This is a genomic window from Bacillus sp. LQ01 (assembly GCF_057624735.1).
Window position 1 is genome coordinate 403714 of sequence record NZ_JBYEZL010000003.1, and the last position, 15859, is coordinate 419572.

Below are 15859 nucleotides of genomic sequence, written 5' to 3' on the forward strand. Positions count from 1 at the left end.
TATTTTACCGTTTCCTATTTTGTTATGCTACCCTACGATTTCACCTTTCTAAAAAAATAAACTATAATGAAAGCCGGCAAACACGTACGAAGGGAGTAACATTATGTTAAAAATTTTTTCAACTCAATTAAGTGGTTATTTCTCCAGAGTTTCTCAAAAAGAAGAAATGAATATAGAAGATAGTGCTCGTTTACTTGCTCAAGCACTAGTTGGCGATGGTTTCATTTATTTACATGGTACAAATGAAATGGAAGGCGTTGTTGCCGAGGCACTATTCGGTGCTGAACCAATGAAGCAAGCAAAACGCTTATTTGAAAATGGTAAAGAAGCAGAAGTAACCTCTGCGGATCGTGTACTTCTTATTAGCCGTTTTTCAACAGATGAAGCGGTTGTAGAAATTGCAAAAAAACTACAAGAAGAGGGACACTCTATTGTCGGCATTTCTGCTCTTCAAGAAGGTACGGAATCACTCGAACGATATACAGACGTACATATTGATACAAAACTGTTAAAAGGTCTTATTCCAGACGATGAAGGTAATCGCTACGGATTCCCAAGTTTAATAGTAGCTTTATTTGCTTATCACGGAATCAAATTTACAATCGATGAAATGTTAAATGAATATTAAAAAAAAGCGCCTTATTTCAGGCGCTTTTTTTATTACTTGCTCTCTTTATTCGTAATAGAAGCTCTTACGAAGTCATGGAACAATGGTTGTGGACGGTTTGGACGAGAAACAAGTTCTGGGTGGAACTGTGCTGCCACGAACCAAGGGTGGTCTTTTAATTCAATGATTTCAACTAGACGGCCGTCTGGGCTTGTACCAGAGAATACAAATCCTTCTTTTTCCATATCAGGACGGAACTGGTTGTTGAACTCATAACGATGACGATGACGCTCATATACAACCGGCTCATTATAAGCATTGTAAGCATTTGTTTCTTCAGCAAGCTTACATGGGTATAGACCAAGACGAAGTGTACCACCTAGGTCCTCTACATCTTTTTGTTCTGGTAATAAGTCGATGATTGCATATGGTGTGTCAGGGTTGATTTCAGAAGAGTTAGCACCTTCTAAACCTAATACATTACGTGCAAATTCGATTGATGCAAGTTGCATACCTAAGCAAATTCCTAAGAATGGAACTTTATTTTCACGAGCATATTGAATCGCAACGATTTTACCTTCTACACCACGATCGCCGAAGCCACCTGGTACAAGGATACCATCTGTATCGCCAACTAATTCTTTTACGTTTTCTGCTGTTACGTGCTCAGCATTTACCCATTTTACTTCTACATCTGTGTCGAATGAGTAACCAGCATGACGAAGTGCTTCTACAACAGAAATATAAGCATCTTGAAGTTCTACATATTTACCAACAAGAGCGATTTTTGTTTTCTTAGAAAGATTACGCACTTTGTTAACTAGCGCAGTCCACTCTGTCATATCTGCAGCTGGATTGTCTAATTTTAAGTGGTCACAAACGATTTGGTCCATGTTTTGTTCTTGAAGAGATAATGGAACCGCATATAAAGTATCTGCATCGCGAGCTTCGATAACTGCTTTTGTATCGATGTCACAGAATAATGCAAGCTTGTCTTTCATATCTTGAGAAACAGGCATTTCTGTACGAACAACGATAATGTTTGGTTGAATACCTAAGCTACGAAGTTCTTTAACACTATGTTGTGTTGGTTTTGTCTTCATTTCACCCGCTGCTTTTAAGTACGGGATTAACGTACAGTGAATGTACATTACATTGTCACGACCGATGTCGCTCTTAATTTGACGGATTGCTTCTAAGAATGGTAGAGACTCGATGTCACCAACAGTTCCACCGATTTCTGTAATAACAACATCCGCATTTGTTTCACGACCAGAACGATATACGCGTTCTTTAATTTCGTTAGTAATATGAGGAATAACTTGAACTGTTCCTCCTAAATATTCACCGCGACGCTCTTTTTGAAGAACTGAAGAGTAAATTTTACCTGTTGTTACGTTGCTGTATTTGTTTAAGTTAATGTCGATAAAACGCTCATAGTGACCAAGGTCTAAGTCAGTTTCTGCGCCATCATCTGTTACGAATACCTCACCGTGTTGGTATGGGCTCATAGTCCCTGGGTCTACGTTAATGTATGGATCAAACTTTTGAATCGTTACGTTTAAACCACGATTTTTTAAAAGTCTTCCAAGAGATGCTGCTGTAATACCTTTTCCTAAAGACGATACTACACCGCCTGTTACAAAAATATACTTAGTCATGAAAAAGCTCCCTTCTATTTTGCTGTTATATAATCACCGTTGCAAAGCGCAACGTATGTAGATAACACTGTATCCATCTTATTGTTAGACTCTTTTTATTTTCTAAACAAAAAACAAAAAAGAAAATTGCTCCCCTCATCACAAAAAGTAATAAGTAGGGAGCAATTTTCTTTTATATTTACACTTTAAAAGTATTATCGTCCTTTTTTAAAGAGCCCAAAAATGATTCTACATGGACGATAATGAAAAGTCAAGAACTACAGTTCTTCCTCTTCTTCTTCTTCAGTTTCATCATACTCAAGTTCTTCTTCAGCGAAGTCGTCGTCATCTTCGTCTAAATCATCAAGATCGTCGTCATCTCCGTCTTCTTCTTCAAGAACCTTGTCCAAATCTTCTACATCGTCTTCATCTTCACTTACGTCTGCATCGTCGAAGTCATCTTCGTCTTCTTCAATGTAGTCGTCAAAACCGTCTTCTTCAACTTTACGTTTCTTCTTCGGTTTTGGTTGAGGCAAGATTTCTTCATCAATTTGCTCATATGGGTACCAGCTGCGTAGCCCCCAACGATTTTCTCCTAAATTAATGAAACGTCCATCGATGTTTAAGTCTGTATAAAATTGTGCGATTTTCGCATTAACTTGCTCTTGAGATAGTCCCAGCACTTGAGCGATTTCTTGAACCAACTCGTTGAATGTCGTTGCTTGTTTTTTATCCCCTAAAACGCTATGTACAACTTCAATCATTGAACATTCTTTTAGCTCTTCTGGTGAATATTGCTTAAAATCCACTTATGCGGCACTTCCTTTCATCAAATATAACCTTATATATAACGGCCTGCTTAAAAAAATCCATACTATTCATTATAAACAAAAGTCGCACAAATATGCTACAAAAAAAACGGGAAACTTTTATAGGGTAGTAAAATTATAATTTGTCTGTTCCTTATTTCGGAAGCATATGGGCCCCTTGCAATACATACCTAATTTGCATTTCTGTATATTCTTCGAGCGTATACAGTTTTTGCAGCGCCCAGCGTCTAAATCCCCACATCTGTCCTTGTATAAAAATATTATGCGCAAGAAGCTGTATTTCTTTTTTATTTAATGTAAATGTTCCATTTTCCGTACACTGTTCTAAAATATTCTCGAACATTCCTACCATTTGAAACTCCTTTTCTAATACATACGGAAGTGATTCTTTCGGTAAAAAGCGTACCTCTTGATACATTATCAATACTTCTTCCTGTAATTCGTCCATCACTTTAAAGTAATTCGTTATTGCTATCTTTAAACTTTCTATACTCCCTTTTTCTGTACACACTACTTCCTCTAATCTTTCTTTTACATGTTCATATATACTATCACAAACTAAATATAAAACATCATCTTTGGTACGAATGTACTCATAAAGTGTCCCTATACTAAACCCAGCCGCTTTTGCAATCTCTCTCGTTGTTGTACGCGGAAATCCTTTTTGTTTAAACAGTTGCACCGCACCTTTAATCATTTGTTCACGTCTTAACGCAACTAATTTTTCATCTTTCACCGATGCATGCACATTATGTTTAACCATTCCCTTCACCTCTCTCTATTATTTTTTGGAAGGAAAAAGCGTAGGAAAATACCTACGCTTTCGTTCCTACTTCGTTAACATACGAGAAATTACAAGCCTCTGAATCTCTTGTGTTCCTTCATATATTTGTGTAATCTTTGCATCTCGCATATAACGCTCTACTGGATAATCTTTCGTATAACCGTAACCACCAAATACTTGCACCGCTTCAGTCGTCACCTTCATCGCTGCATCGCCTGCAAATACTTTTGACATCGCTGATTCTTTTCCATACGGAAGCCCTTCTGATTCAAGCCAAGCCGCTTGATATGTTAAAAGGCGTGCTGCTTCTACATCTGTTGCCATATCCGCAAGTTTAAAGCCAATCCCTTGCTGCGCCGCAATCGGCTTCCCAAACTGATGACGCTCTCTTGCATATTCTACGGAAGCATCTAAAGCCCCTTGTGCAATACCAACCGCTTGCGCCGCAATACCGTTACGACCTCCATCTAATGTTTGCATCGCTATCTTAAACCCTTGTCCTTCTTCCCCTAGTAAATTCTCTACAGGGATGCGGCAATCTTCAAACATAATTTCAGTCGTTGGTGAAGAGCGAATCCCTAGCTTGCTCTCCTTCTTCCCAACTGAAAATCCCGGTGTATCACTTTCTACAATAAATGCACTCGTACCGCGCTGCTTCGATTCAGGATCAGTTAGCGCAAAAACAACATAAATATCAGCAATACCGCCATTAGTGATAAATATTTTTGATCCATTTAATACATAATGGTCTCCATCTCTTTTAGCAATCGTCTTCATTCCACCAGCATCCGATCCAGATCCTGGTTCCGTTAAGCCGTATGCACCAATTTTCTTCCCTTCAGCCATCGGTCGTAAAAACTTTTGCTTTTGCTCTTCCGTCCCAAATTTAAAAATTGGCCATCCCGCAAGTGAAGTATGCGCAGACAGTGTTACACCTGTTGAAGCACAAACGCGAGATAATTCTTCAATAGCGATTACGTATGCTAAGTAATCGCTTCCAATTCCGCCGTACTCTTCAGGCCACGGAATACCAGTTAAACCAAGCTCTGCCATTTGATCAAATAACTCTCGATCAAATCGCTCTTCTTCATCACGCTCAGCTGCTGTTGGTGCCACTTCATTTTTAGCAAAATCTCGAACCATTTTTCTTATCATTTCATGTTCTTCTGATAGTTTAAAATGCATCTCCGTCTCCCCCTCGCCCTTTTATAAAGCACGGCTAATAACAAGTTTCTGTATTTCACTTGTTCCTTCATATATTTGCGTAATTTTCGCATCACGGAAAAATCGTTCTACTGGATAGTCTTTCGTATAACCGTAACCACCAAATACTTGCACCGCCTCAATCGCGACTTCAACCGCTGTCTTAGAAGCAAATAATTTCGCAATAGATGCTTCTTTACCGCATGGTAATCCTTGTGCCCTAAGAGATGCCGCTCTATATACGAGTAACCTTGCTGCCTCGACACTTGTTGCCATATCTGCAAGCTTGAAGCCAATCCCTTGCTGCGCCGCAATCGGCTTCCCGAATTGCTCTCTTTCTTTTGCATAATCAATTGCACAGCCAAGCGCCGCTTCAGCAATTCCTAAAGCCTGCGCACCGATTCCAATTCGCCCAACATCTAAATTCGCCATCGCCACTTTGAATCCTTGTCCTTCTTCCCCAAGTAAATTCTCAGCTGGCACTTTCATATCTTCAAAAGTAAGTTGTACTGTACGAGAACCGAGAAGTCCCATCTTATGTTCATCTTTTCCAATGATTAAACCAGGTGTATCTTTCTCTACTATAAATGCAGAAATACCACTTTTTCCTGCCTCTGGATTTGTAGAAGCGAATACAATGTATGTACTTGCTTCACCACCATTTGTAATAAACACTTTCGATCCATTAATAATATAATGATCACCTTTTTTCACAGCTCTTGATTTCAAACTCCCTGCATCTGATCCTGCATTTGGCTCTGTTAAAGCAAATGCACCTAAATATTCCCCGGTTGCAAGTTTAGAAACATATTTTTTCTTCTGTTCTTCTGTTCCAAAATATAAAATCGGATTCATTCCAACTGACGTATGTACAGCTAAAATGACACCAACTGTTGCACTTACCTTTGAGATTTCCTCAATTGCTAGAATGTAAGAAATAAAGTCCATTTCTGCCCCGCCGTATTTTGCAGGCGCTGGAATACCCATTAATCCAAGCTCACCCATCTTTTGCAAAATCTCTTTCGGGAACACCCCTTGTTCCATACTAGGAACAAAGGGAGCTATTTCCTTCTGTGCAAAATCCCGAACCATTTTCCTCATCATTTGCTGCTCTTCATTAAAACGAAAGTTCATATATTCCGCCTCCATTTGCTATATATCCTTTAAATAATTTGGTAAGACCACTATGTTGTAACAAAGGGGGCATTTATTCGTAAACGTAGAATCCACGACCTGTTTTACGCCCTAACCATCCTGCATTCACATACTTACGTAATAATGGACATGGGCGATATTTACTATCTCCTAATCCTTCATGCAACACTTCCATAATGTATAAACACGTATCTAAACCGATAAAATCAGCGAGTGTCAAAGGCCCCATCGGATGGTTCATACCAAGCTTCATGACTTCATCAATTGCTTCTTTCGTCGCTACACCTTCATATAACGTATAAATTGCTTCGTTAATCATCGGTAGTAAAATGCGGTTTGATACAAAACCTGGGAAATCATTCACTTCAACTGGTACTTTCCCAATTTTTTTCGTAATATCTTCAATTGCTTCATATACCGCATCATCGGTAGCCAAACCACGAATAATCTCAACAAGCTTCATAACTGGGACTGGATTCATAAAGTGCATACCGATTACTTTTTCCGGACGCTTCGTTACCGCTGCAATTTCTGTAATTGGCAGAGATGACGTATTCGTCGCTAAAATTGCGTGTTCTGGAGCAATTTCATCTAGATTCGCAAAGATTTTCTTTTTAATATCCATTTTCTCAACAGCTGCTTCAATAATAAGATCCGCTTCTTTCACACAATCTAAATCAAGCGTTACTGTAAGACGATTTAATGTCGCTTCCTTCTCTTCTTCCTTCATGCGTCCTTTTTCTACTTGGCGCGCTAAGTTTTTCGTAATGATAGCCATTCCTCTATCTAATTGCTCTTGCTTTAAATCTTGTACCTTCACGTCATATCCTGCCATTGCACATACTTGTGCAATTCCTGATCCCATTTGCCCTGCACCAATTACAACAATGTTTTGTACACCCATTTTTTCTTCCCCCTTAATTGTTAATAAATTTTATACCCTCGAACTTTAATTAGTGGACTTCAATCATCACTGCGTCCCCTTGACCGCCACCGCTACAAATCGAAGCAATTCCAATTCCGCCGCCGCGCTGCTTAAGTGCATGGATTAGTGTAACGATAATGCGCGCTCCGCTTGCTCCAATTGGATGTCCCATCGCTACCGCGCCGCCATTTACATTCAATTTTTCCGGATCAATTCCTGCGATTTCTGTACTTGCAATTGCTACCGCTGCAAATGCTTCATTAATCTCGAATAAATCGATGTCTTCAATTTTCTTGCCTGTTTTTTCAAGCAATGCGTTAATTGCATAACCTGGCGTTCTTGGGAAATCTTTAGATTCCACTGCAATTGCTGTATGCGCCAAAATTGTCGCTAATGGCTTTCTTCCTTCTTGCTTCGCTCTGTCTTCGCTCATTAATACAAGTGCGGCACCACCATCATTTAGTCCCGGCGCATTACCAGCTGTCACCGTCGCTGTCTTATCAAATACAGGTTTTAACTTTGCTAACTTTTCAATCGTTGTATCTTCACGTGGCGCCTCATCCTTTGCAACAACAATAGGATCGCCTTTTCTTTGCGGAATCGTTACTGGCACGATTTCCTCTTCAAAACGCCCTTCTTTATGCGCTGAAACCGCACGCTGATGGCTACGATATGCCCATTCATCTTGCGCTTCGCGAGAAATTCCATCTTCCTTCGCAACTTCTCCGCCATAAATGCCCATGTGTGTACCTGAAAATGCACATGTTAAACCGTCAGCAACGTTTAAATCAACAACTTCGTTATTGCCCATTCTGTATCCCCATCTTGCTCCGCGTAAAATGTAAGGACTGTTACTCATCGACTCCATACCGCCAGCTACAATTAGTGATTGATCGCCAGTACGAATAATCTGATCCGCCAACGTAACCGCACGAAGTCCTGATGCACAAACTTTATTCACTGTTTCCGTCTGCACTTCCCATGGGATTCCAGCAGCCCTTGCAGCTTGGCGCGATGGAATTTGCCCCTGTCCACCTTGAATAACCGTTCCAAATATAACTTCTTCAACATCACTAGCCGCAACATTTGCTCTTTCAAGCGCTGCTTTAATTGCAATTCCTCCAAGTTCCGTCGCTTTTACATCTTTTAAAGATCCTCCAAATTTTCCAACTGGTGTTCTTGCAGCACTTAAAATAACTGTTTTACTCATGTTTCTTTCCCCCATTTCATTTTTTAACACTGAGCGCTCGCTCGGTATCCCTACGTTGAGAAGAGGTGCAATCATTGCACCTCTTTCTAAAGTTGTATACATTCTTACAAACTACATCGCTTCTTTTTTCTGTCCGATAACAGATCGTTCTAAAATCTCTGTCACATCAAGAGTTTGAACCTTCTCTTCTACCTCTTTCGCTTTCGTTCCATCACTGATCATCGTTAAGCAATATGGACAACCTGTACCGATAATGGATGGCTGTACAGCTAATGCTTGTTCTGTACGAGCAACGTTAATACGTGAACCTGTTGTTTCTTCCATCCACATTAAGCCACCACCTGCGCCACAGCACATTCCCGTTTCACGGTTACGTGCCATTTCTACAAGATTCACTCCAGGAATCGCTTTCAAAATGTCACGTGGCGCTTCATACACTTCGTTGTATCTTCCTAAATAACAGGAATCATGGTACGTAACTGTTTCTTCAATAGCGTGAACAGGCTTTAAGCGCCCTTCTTTCACCCACTGAGCTAACAATTCTGTATGATGATAGACTTCTGCTTGCAAGCCAAAGTCCGGATACTCATTTTTAAATGTGTTATAAGCATGAGGATCAATCGTAACGATTTTCTTCACTCCTGCCTTTTCAAATTCTTCGATATTCTTTGTCGCCATCTCTTGGAATACAAATTCATTTCCAAGGCGGCGTGGTGTATCTCCAGAATTCTTTTCTTTATTACCGAGAATTGCGAATGAAATGCCTGCTTCGTTCATTAACTTCGCAAACGATATCGCAATCTTCTGACTACGATTGTCGTATGATCCCATTGAACCAACCCAGAATAAATACTCGAATTCCTCCCCAGCTTTTGATTTTTCTTTTACAGTTGGAACTGTTACTTCGTCATCACCTTGGCGCCATGTTTCACGCTCTTTACGGTTCAGCCCCCACGGATTTCCTTGACGCTCGATATTTGTCATCGCGCGTTGTGCTTCCGCGTCCATTTTTCCTTCAGTCAAAACGAGATATCGACGTAAGTCAATAATTTTGTCAACATGCTCATTCATAACTGGGCATTGATCTTCACAGTTACGGCACGTTGTACATGCCCAGATCTCTTCTTCTGTAATAACATCTCCGATTAAACTCGGATCGTAAGCGAGCATTGTAGACGCTGATTCTTGTTGCCCTTTTCCAGCTGCCATCATCGCTAACTGATTTCCTTGTGTATTATTGAAGGCAACTACTGGAACCCACGGTGCTTTTGATGTTACCGCAGCTCCTTTATCAGTTAAATGATCGCGAAGTTTTAAAATTAAGTCCATCGGTGATAACATTTTTCCTGTTCCTGTTGCCGGACACATATTTGTACAACGGCCACACTCTACACAAGCGTATAAGTCAATAAGTTGATTTTGTCTAAAGTCTTCAATTTTACCAACACCAAATGTCTCTTGCGTTTCATCTTCAAAATCAATCTTTTCAAGCTTCCCTGGGTTTGAAAGACGACCGAAGAATACATTAGCTGGTCCTGCAATTAAATGCGCATGTTTTGATTGTGGAACATACACTAAAAACGTTAACAAAATTAGTAAATGCACCCACCAAGAAAAATAGAACACTGAAATGGCTACGGTTTCATTTATCCCGCTAAAAACGTAAGCGATTGCAGAAGCAATTGGTTCACTCCATGAAAGCTCCTCGCCATGCCATATAAGTCCCATACCGTTACCAAGTAGCACAGAAATCATTAAACCACCGATAAAAATAAGAACAAGACCTGATTTGAAGTTACGTTTTAAACGAACAAGCTTTTCTACATAACGTCTATGAAAAGCCCAAAATACTGCAATTAAAATAACAAGTGTGACAATTTCCTGGAAGAATGTAAATGCAGGGTATAGTGGTCCAAGTGGAAGATGTGATCCTGGTGCGAGTCCTTTCCAAACGAAGTCAATTGCTCCAAATTGGACAAGAATAAATCCGTAAAAGAACATAACGTGAATGATGCCGCTTTTCTTATCTTTCAGCAGCTTTTTCTGACCGAAAACATTGACCTTAAGGAGATCCCAACGCTCTTTAAAACGACGGTCAAACTCAATTTTTTTTCCTAATTGTATGTAGGCCATTCTCGTCCGTATAAGATATACAAACAAATATCCTGCATAAGCAATAACAGCAATGGCAGCCAGCCAATTAATAATCAGTAAGCTATTCATTTTTATGCTACCCCTCTCTTTGTAAGCCCTCTTTCTTTTTGAATCTTCAAAAATATATAATTTTCTGAATTATATCCCCTATCCCCATTATATAATGAGTGAGCATTCAGTCAACAGTTTTTTGTTATAGAACAACACATTTTTTCATAAAGCTGTTTATTTCGGTGAAACTATAAAGTGAAACTTTAATTAGTACAACATCTATCCTCTAAAGAAATTTATAATAACAGCCGTGCTACCCGTATCATTTGTAACATACTGAAGGTGAAAAGAATGCGAAGGAGGGAATTCACTGATGCTCTACTTATCTCTTTTGTTAATATCCGTTGCTCTTTGGATTACAATTGACCTTTCATACGGGAGACTTCTTCATTTAAAACGGGTAAGCTCTCGCACTTTCCCTTTACGTCAAAGTGATTTTCACCTTTATACATATGGGAAAGATTTATATGATGCTTTATTTACTGATATAAAACAAGCACAGCACCACATTCATATTTTATTCTTCATTGTAAAAAACGATAAAATCAGTCGTGAATTTTTAAAGTTGCTGATTGATAAGGCTCAGGAAGGAATTGAAGTACGACTTTTACTTGATCGATTTGGCAGCCATTCTTTATCAAACGAAGCTATTCGCTCCCTGCAAAAACATGGTGTATCTTTTTCATTTTGTCATAAGGTAAAATTTCCTCTTCCTTTCTTTTCTGCCAATCAAAGAAATCATAGAAAAATTACAGTGATTGATGGGAAAACCGGCTATATCGGGGGATTTAATATTGGCGAAGAGTATCTAGGGCATAATGAACACTTAGGATTATGGCGAGACTATCATTTACGTCTTACAGGAGAAGGGGTTCAAGATTTACAAAAGCAATTTTTGCATGATTGGTTTGATGATACGAAACAGAATTTATTGGATGCTTCTCTTTATTTTCCAAAACAACAACCAGGTACCATCTTGCATCAATTTATTCCGACTGATGGTGCTTATTTACAGCATACTTTTTTACATTTAATTAACGGAGCAAAAAAAGAAATCTGTATCGGTACGCCATATTTCATTCCTGGAAAAAAAATTATGAATGCCTTATTAAAAGCAAGAGAAAGAGGGGTTCAAATCACAATTCTTGTTCCAGAAAAAGCTGATCACCCTCTCGTTCGGGAAGCAAAATTCCCGTACTGCCGAAAATTAATACAGGCTGGTTGCAATATTTATGCATTTCAACAAGGGTTTTTTCACGCCAAAATTATTATAGTGGACGATGATATTTGTGATATCGGAACGGCAAACTTTGATATGAGAAGTTTATATATTAACCATGAAATAAACTGCCTGTTATATAATAAACATTTCATTCAAACAGTAAAAAATAAATTTCATGAAGATCTAGAGAATGCATCCGTACTTTCCTATAGCGATGTAAACCCGCCTTCTCTTATCAATAGAGGAAAGGAATGGATTGGAACAATACTTGCTTTCTTTTTATAGGAAAGACAATGAATAAAAGAGGTGTATCTCATATGATTATACGGTTTGGATATGTCTCACATGCAATGGCACTCTGGGACTGTTCTCCTGCCAAAACAATGACGTTTACAAGTTTTAAGAAACTTAGCAAGCAAGAACGAGAAGACAAACTGTACCATGTTATAAAGCAAAATTTAGAGCACACAATACGTATCCTTCATTACAATATAGCGCATGAAATCCCACTATATCGCCTATCGTCTTCCATCGTCCCACTTGCAACACATCCCGAAGTCGAGTTTGACTATATTGGGGTATTCACACCACTTTGGCGTAAAATAGGGGCTTTAATTAAAGAACACAATTTACGAATAAGTTTTCATCCAAATCAATTTACGCTATTTACAAGCGACAAGCCACATATTACTACTAACGCTATTACGGATATGACTTATCATTATAAAATATTGGATGCTATAGGCATTGCAGATTCTTCTTACATTAATATTCATGTAGGTGGAGCCTATGGAAATAAAGAAAAGGCGATTGAGCGCTTCCATGAAAACATAAAAAAACTTCCTACACATATAAAAAAACAAATGACTCTTGAAAATGATGATAAAACCTATACAACCGCTGAAACTTTATCCATTTGCCAAAAAGAAAATATTCCATTTGTATTTGATTATCATCATCATATGGCCAATCTTTGCGAGGAACCACTAGAAGAGTTGCTTCCTGCAATTTTTGAAACTTGGTCACATACAAATATCTCTCCTAAAGTTCACATTTCCTCCCCGAGATCGGAAAAAGAATTTAGGGCTCATGCTGAATATATCGATTTAGAGTTTATTAAGCCTTTCTTACACATTGCAAAAAAACACAATCATAATTTCGATATTATGATTGAAAGTAAACAAAAAGACTTAGCACTATTCCAATTAATAGATGAACTTTCTGCTATAAGAGGAATTAAAAGAATAAGTGGTGCAATGTTACAGTGGTAAATTGTAACTTTGCACCATTTTTTCAAAAAAGTAATTTTTATAGTAAAAAACATTCTGTTTTATATGCTATTATTTAAATTAGCATTTTCTCCCCGAGATTCAACTTTATTGAAACGGAGTCATAATATGATTAATCAAAAAAAGTATATACAATCTGTCATAATATACATATTTATATTTGCTCTTTGGATATTCCTTATACCAAATGAGTCGAATATAAAAGAAATCGGGATTCTTTTCTTATTCTGTTTCGCTGCACTTTTTTCTTGCTATTGCTTATGTAAAGCGATTAGAAAAATGACGCATGGTGATAAATTATTTTGGATTTTATTATTATGTACTTGTCTATGCGGGTTAGCTATGGAAATAACTTTATTTCTTCCTTCACTTTCTATTCATAAGCAAGTTATATTCTCATATAAAGCATTACCTTTTTTTATCATACAATATGTTTTACTCTTTGTTGGATTTGCTATAAAGTTTATAAAAATTTACTCTATTAAGGGTCTTGCTCAATTTTCATTCGATAGCATCTTTATTGTTATTATGAACATTTATTTCACTTTAACTTTTATCTTGGACCTTTCAAGCTTCCGTATGTTAACAAAGGAAACTTGGATTTTAATTGGCTATTTTATTGCGCAATCATTAGTAATTTACGCCGTTATTAGTCTTTATAGAAGAGAACAATATTCTTCTAGTAGAATCGCATTAATTATCGGTTTCACTATTATACTCGTATACGGTTACATTCATCTGTTTCAATTAAATTTTGGGATGAAAACTTCTCCTGAATTTAATTATTTAATACACACTGCTTCTATTTTATTAATTGGACTTTCTTCCATACTATATATCTTGGATAAACCAATGCAACATGAAACGAAAGCAAAATATTATCGATTCGATTATGTACGTTTTATACTACCTTATTTTAGTATAATTATTACTTTTTCCTTTATTATCATTCAACCTTGGGATGATAAATTTATGTTAATTGGTCTCGTATTATCACTTATTTTGTTATTCTTGCGGCAACTTTACATGTGGAAAGATAATCAAGCACTAATCCTTACATATGAACAGTTGACTACACAACTAGAGGATGAAGTTGAAGAAGGTGCATTTGCATTATCAAAAAGTGAACAACGCTATAAGTCTTTATTCGAAGATCATCCCGATGCCGTTTTCTCTTTAAATATGAATGGCATTTTTCAACAATCTAATAAGGCATGCGAAAGCTTATTTACTGCCTATTATTGTGAAGTAGCAAGCTATTCTCTGGTACACTTCATTGATTCAAAAGACCACGAACTACTAAAGAAGGCTTTACAAATTACAAAGGAAGGTAGGCCACAAACGTTAGAAGTTCGTACAAAAGAACAAGAAGGCTATTATTATTATCTTCATATTACACTTATCCCTACTTTTATAAACAAAGAAGTGGTCGGAATGTTTGGGATAGCGCGTGATATTACCACTCTATATGAAAAACAAAAACAAGTAGAGCATTTAGCCTTTCACGATGCACTTACTGGATTACCAAATCGTCGAAAGTTCGAAAAAGATTTAAAAGCCATTTTAAATACAGCCCAAACTAACGCAAATGATGTCGCCGTCATATTCCTTGATTTAGATCGATTTAAAAAAATTAACGATAGACTTGGCCATGACGTTGGAGATTTATTATTAATTGAAGTAGCAAAAAGATTACGCGGTTGCTTGCGTTCAAAAGATATCGTCGCTCGCCAAGGTGGAGATGAGTTTACAATTCTGTTACCAGAAATGTACTCAGAAAAAAGTGCAATTTTTATAGCTGAACAGATTTTAACTATTTTAAACAAACCATTCTTCATTCAAGGCGAAGAACTCTCTATTACACCAAGTATCGGAATTGCGATGTACCCTGATTATGGAACTGATGTAAATGAATTAATGAAAAATGCTGATATGGCTATGTATCGTGCGAAAGCAAATGGAAAAAACCGATTTGTTTTCTTCTCAAAAGAAATGAGTATCGCTCAAAATGAAATTCAATTCTTAGAAGGTGAACTTTCAAAAGCATTACAACAAAATGAATTTTTCCTTGAATACCAGCCACAAGTAAGCACAAAAACAAAACAAATTATCGGTTTTGAAGCATTAATACGTTGGAAGCATCCAAAACTCGGTATCGTATCTCCTGCCCAATTTATTCCTCTAGCAGAGGAAACTGGTTTTATTATTGAACTTGGCAATTGGATTTTACGTACTGCCTGTTTAGAGGCAAAAAGATGGCATAATCAAGGTTTCTCTCACTTAAAAGTTGGTGTAAATTTATCTGTTGTTCAATTTAACCATGCAGATTTAATCCCAACTATTTCAAAGGTGTTGGAAGAAACAGAACTGAAACCAGAAGCACTAGATATTGAAATTACGGAAAGCATCGCAATTAATCAAAATCAATCTGTAGTTGCAAAACTAGAACAACTTCAAAATCTCGGTATTCAAATTTCAATCGACGACTTTGGAACTGGTTATAGTTCTTTAGCTTATTTAACAAAATATCCAATCAACACATTAAAAATCGCTCGAGAGTTTATTTGTGGAATTACAACTAGCCCTTTAGAAGAAGCAATTGTCTCTTCCATTATTACACTATCAAAAGAACTAAATTTAGAAGTGATTGCAGAAGGTGTAGAAACAGAAGAAGAATGGAAATTTTTACATAAACAAAATTGTGATCACATTCAAGGATTCTTTATTAGCAAACCTGTTTCTAGTAAAGACGTTTGGATGTTACTCCATAAAAAAACAACCGTCTAAGT

Annotated in this window: 12 protein-coding genes; 4 read left to right on the forward strand and 8 right to left on the reverse strand. The window is 37.5% G+C overall.

The window, feature by feature from the left end; translation table 11 throughout:
* The first annotated feature begins 103 nt into the window (after positions 1 to 103).
* A complete protein-coding gene (locus tag AC22L0_RS22705) occupies positions 104 to 628 on the forward strand; it encodes a DUF2529 domain-containing protein (protein WP_000912402.1) in 525 nt (174 codons plus the stop codon).
* Between the two features lie 32 nt (positions 629 to 660).
* On the opposite strand, the gene pyrG is transcribed toward AC22L0_RS22705, so the two are convergent.
* The 8 genes from pyrG to AC22L0_RS22745 all read right to left on the reverse strand — a co-directional run bounded on the left by pyrG (position 661) and on the right by AC22L0_RS22745 (position 10577).
* On the reverse strand, positions 661 to 2268 hold the full coding sequence (gene pyrG, locus AC22L0_RS22710; RefSeq protein ID WP_000170460.1) for a CTP synthase: 1608 nt from the start codon (positions 2266 to 2268) through the stop codon (positions 661 to 663).
* Between the two features lie 257 nt (positions 2269 to 2525).
* Entirely contained in the window at positions 2526 to 3056 is a 531-nt protein-coding gene (gene rpoE / locus AC22L0_RS22715) for a DNA-directed RNA polymerase subunit delta (RefSeq protein WP_000346280.1), read from the reverse strand.
* Between the two features lie 154 nt (positions 3057 to 3210).
* Positions 3211 to 3840 carry a TetR/AcrR family transcriptional regulator gene (locus tag AC22L0_RS22720; protein ID WP_000238599.1) on the reverse strand — a complete coding sequence of 210 codons (630 nt, stop codon included), beginning with the start codon at positions 3838 to 3840 and terminating at the stop codon, positions 3211 to 3213.
* A 66-nt stretch (positions 3841 to 3906) separates the two neighbouring features.
* Positions 3907 to 5046 (reverse strand): acyl-CoA dehydrogenase AcdA, encoded by a 1140-nt coding sequence (gene acdA, locus AC22L0_RS22725; RefSeq protein ID WP_050964428.1) that lies wholly within the window; start codon positions 5044 to 5046, stop codon positions 3907 to 3909.
* A 21-nt stretch (positions 5047 to 5067) separates the two neighbouring features.
* Positions 5068 to 6198: an acyl-CoA dehydrogenase gene (locus AC22L0_RS22730; RefSeq protein ID WP_001011179.1), complete on the reverse strand. Its 1131-nt coding sequence runs from the start codon at positions 6196 to 6198 to the stop codon at positions 5068 to 5070.
* 73 nt (positions 6199 to 6271) lie between these two features.
* On the reverse strand, positions 6272 to 7123 hold the full coding sequence (locus AC22L0_RS22735; RefSeq protein ID WP_000538880.1) for a 3-hydroxybutyryl-CoA dehydrogenase: 852 nt from the start codon (positions 7121 to 7123) through the stop codon (positions 6272 to 6274).
* A 49-nt stretch (positions 7124 to 7172) separates the two neighbouring features.
* A complete protein-coding gene (locus AC22L0_RS22740; RefSeq protein ID WP_487272442.1) occupies positions 7173 to 8456 on the reverse strand; it encodes an acetyl-CoA C-acetyltransferase in 1284 nt (427 codons plus the stop codon).
* A 9-nt stretch (positions 8457 to 8465) separates the two neighbouring features.
* A complete protein-coding gene (locus AC22L0_RS22745; RefSeq protein ID WP_087967151.1) occupies positions 8466 to 10577 on the reverse strand; it encodes a (Fe-S)-binding protein in 2112 nt (703 codons plus the stop codon).
* 295 nt (positions 10578 to 10872) lie between these two features.
* Between AC22L0_RS22745 and cls the strand changes: the two genes are divergently transcribed.
* The 3 genes from cls (at position 10873) to AC22L0_RS22760 (ending at position 15857) form a co-directional block, all read left to right on the forward strand.
* Complete coding sequence (gene cls, locus AC22L0_RS22750; RefSeq protein ID WP_000966417.1) at positions 10873 to 12066, forward strand: cardiolipin synthase; 1194 nt, start codon at positions 10873 to 10875, stop codon at positions 12064 to 12066.
* A 32-nt stretch (positions 12067 to 12098) separates the two neighbouring features.
* Complete coding sequence (gene uvsE, locus AC22L0_RS22755; RefSeq protein WP_002101584.1) at positions 12099 to 13052, forward strand: UV DNA damage repair endonuclease UvsE; 954 nt, start codon at positions 12099 to 12101, stop codon at positions 13050 to 13052.
* Between the two features lie 126 nt (positions 13053 to 13178).
* Entirely contained in the window at positions 13179 to 15857 is a 2679-nt protein-coding gene (locus AC22L0_RS22760; RefSeq protein ID WP_048568662.1) for a DUF4084 domain-containing protein, read from the forward strand.
* Positions 15858 to 15859 lie beyond the last annotated feature (2 nt).

Excerpts from the sequence above, each read along its gene's own strand:
- uvsE (WP_002101584.1), top strand. The coding sequence starts at position 12,099 with ATGATTATACGGTTTGGATATGTCTCACATGCAATGGCACTCTGGGAC.
- AC22L0_RS22740 (WP_487272442.1), bottom strand. The coding sequence starts at position 8,456 with ATGTATACAACTTTAGAAAGAGGTGCAATGATTGCACCTCTTCTCAAC.
- pyrG (WP_000170460.1), bottom strand. The coding sequence starts at position 2,268 with ATGACTAAGTATATTTTTGTAACAGGCGGTGTAGTATCGTCTTTAGGA.
- AC22L0_RS22760 (WP_048568662.1), top strand. The coding sequence starts at position 13,179 with ATGATTAATCAAAAAAAGTATATACAATCTGTCATAATATACATATTT.
- AC22L0_RS22705 (WP_000912402.1), top strand. The coding sequence starts at position 104 with ATGTTAAAAATTTTTTCAACTCAATTAAGTGGTTATTTCTCCAGAGTT.
- cls (WP_000966417.1), top strand. The coding sequence starts at position 10,873 with ATGCTCTACTTATCTCTTTTGTTAATATCCGTTGCTCTTTGGATTACA.
- AC22L0_RS22735 (WP_000538880.1), bottom strand. The coding sequence starts at position 7,123 with ATGGGTGTACAAAACATTGTTGTAATTGGTGCAGGGCAAATGGGATCA.
- AC22L0_RS22730 (WP_001011179.1), bottom strand. The coding sequence starts at position 6,198 with ATGAACTTTCGTTTTAATGAAGAGCAGCAAATGATGAGGAAAATGGTT.
- AC22L0_RS22720 (WP_000238599.1), bottom strand. The coding sequence starts at position 3,840 with ATGGTTAAACATAATGTGCATGCATCGGTGAAAGATGAAAAATTAGTT.
- acdA (WP_050964428.1), bottom strand. The coding sequence starts at position 5,046 with ATGCATTTTAAACTATCAGAAGAACATGAAATGATAAGAAAAATGGTT.
- AC22L0_RS22745 (WP_087967151.1), bottom strand. The coding sequence starts at position 10,577 with ATGAATAGCTTACTGATTATTAATTGGCTGGCTGCCATTGCTGTTATT.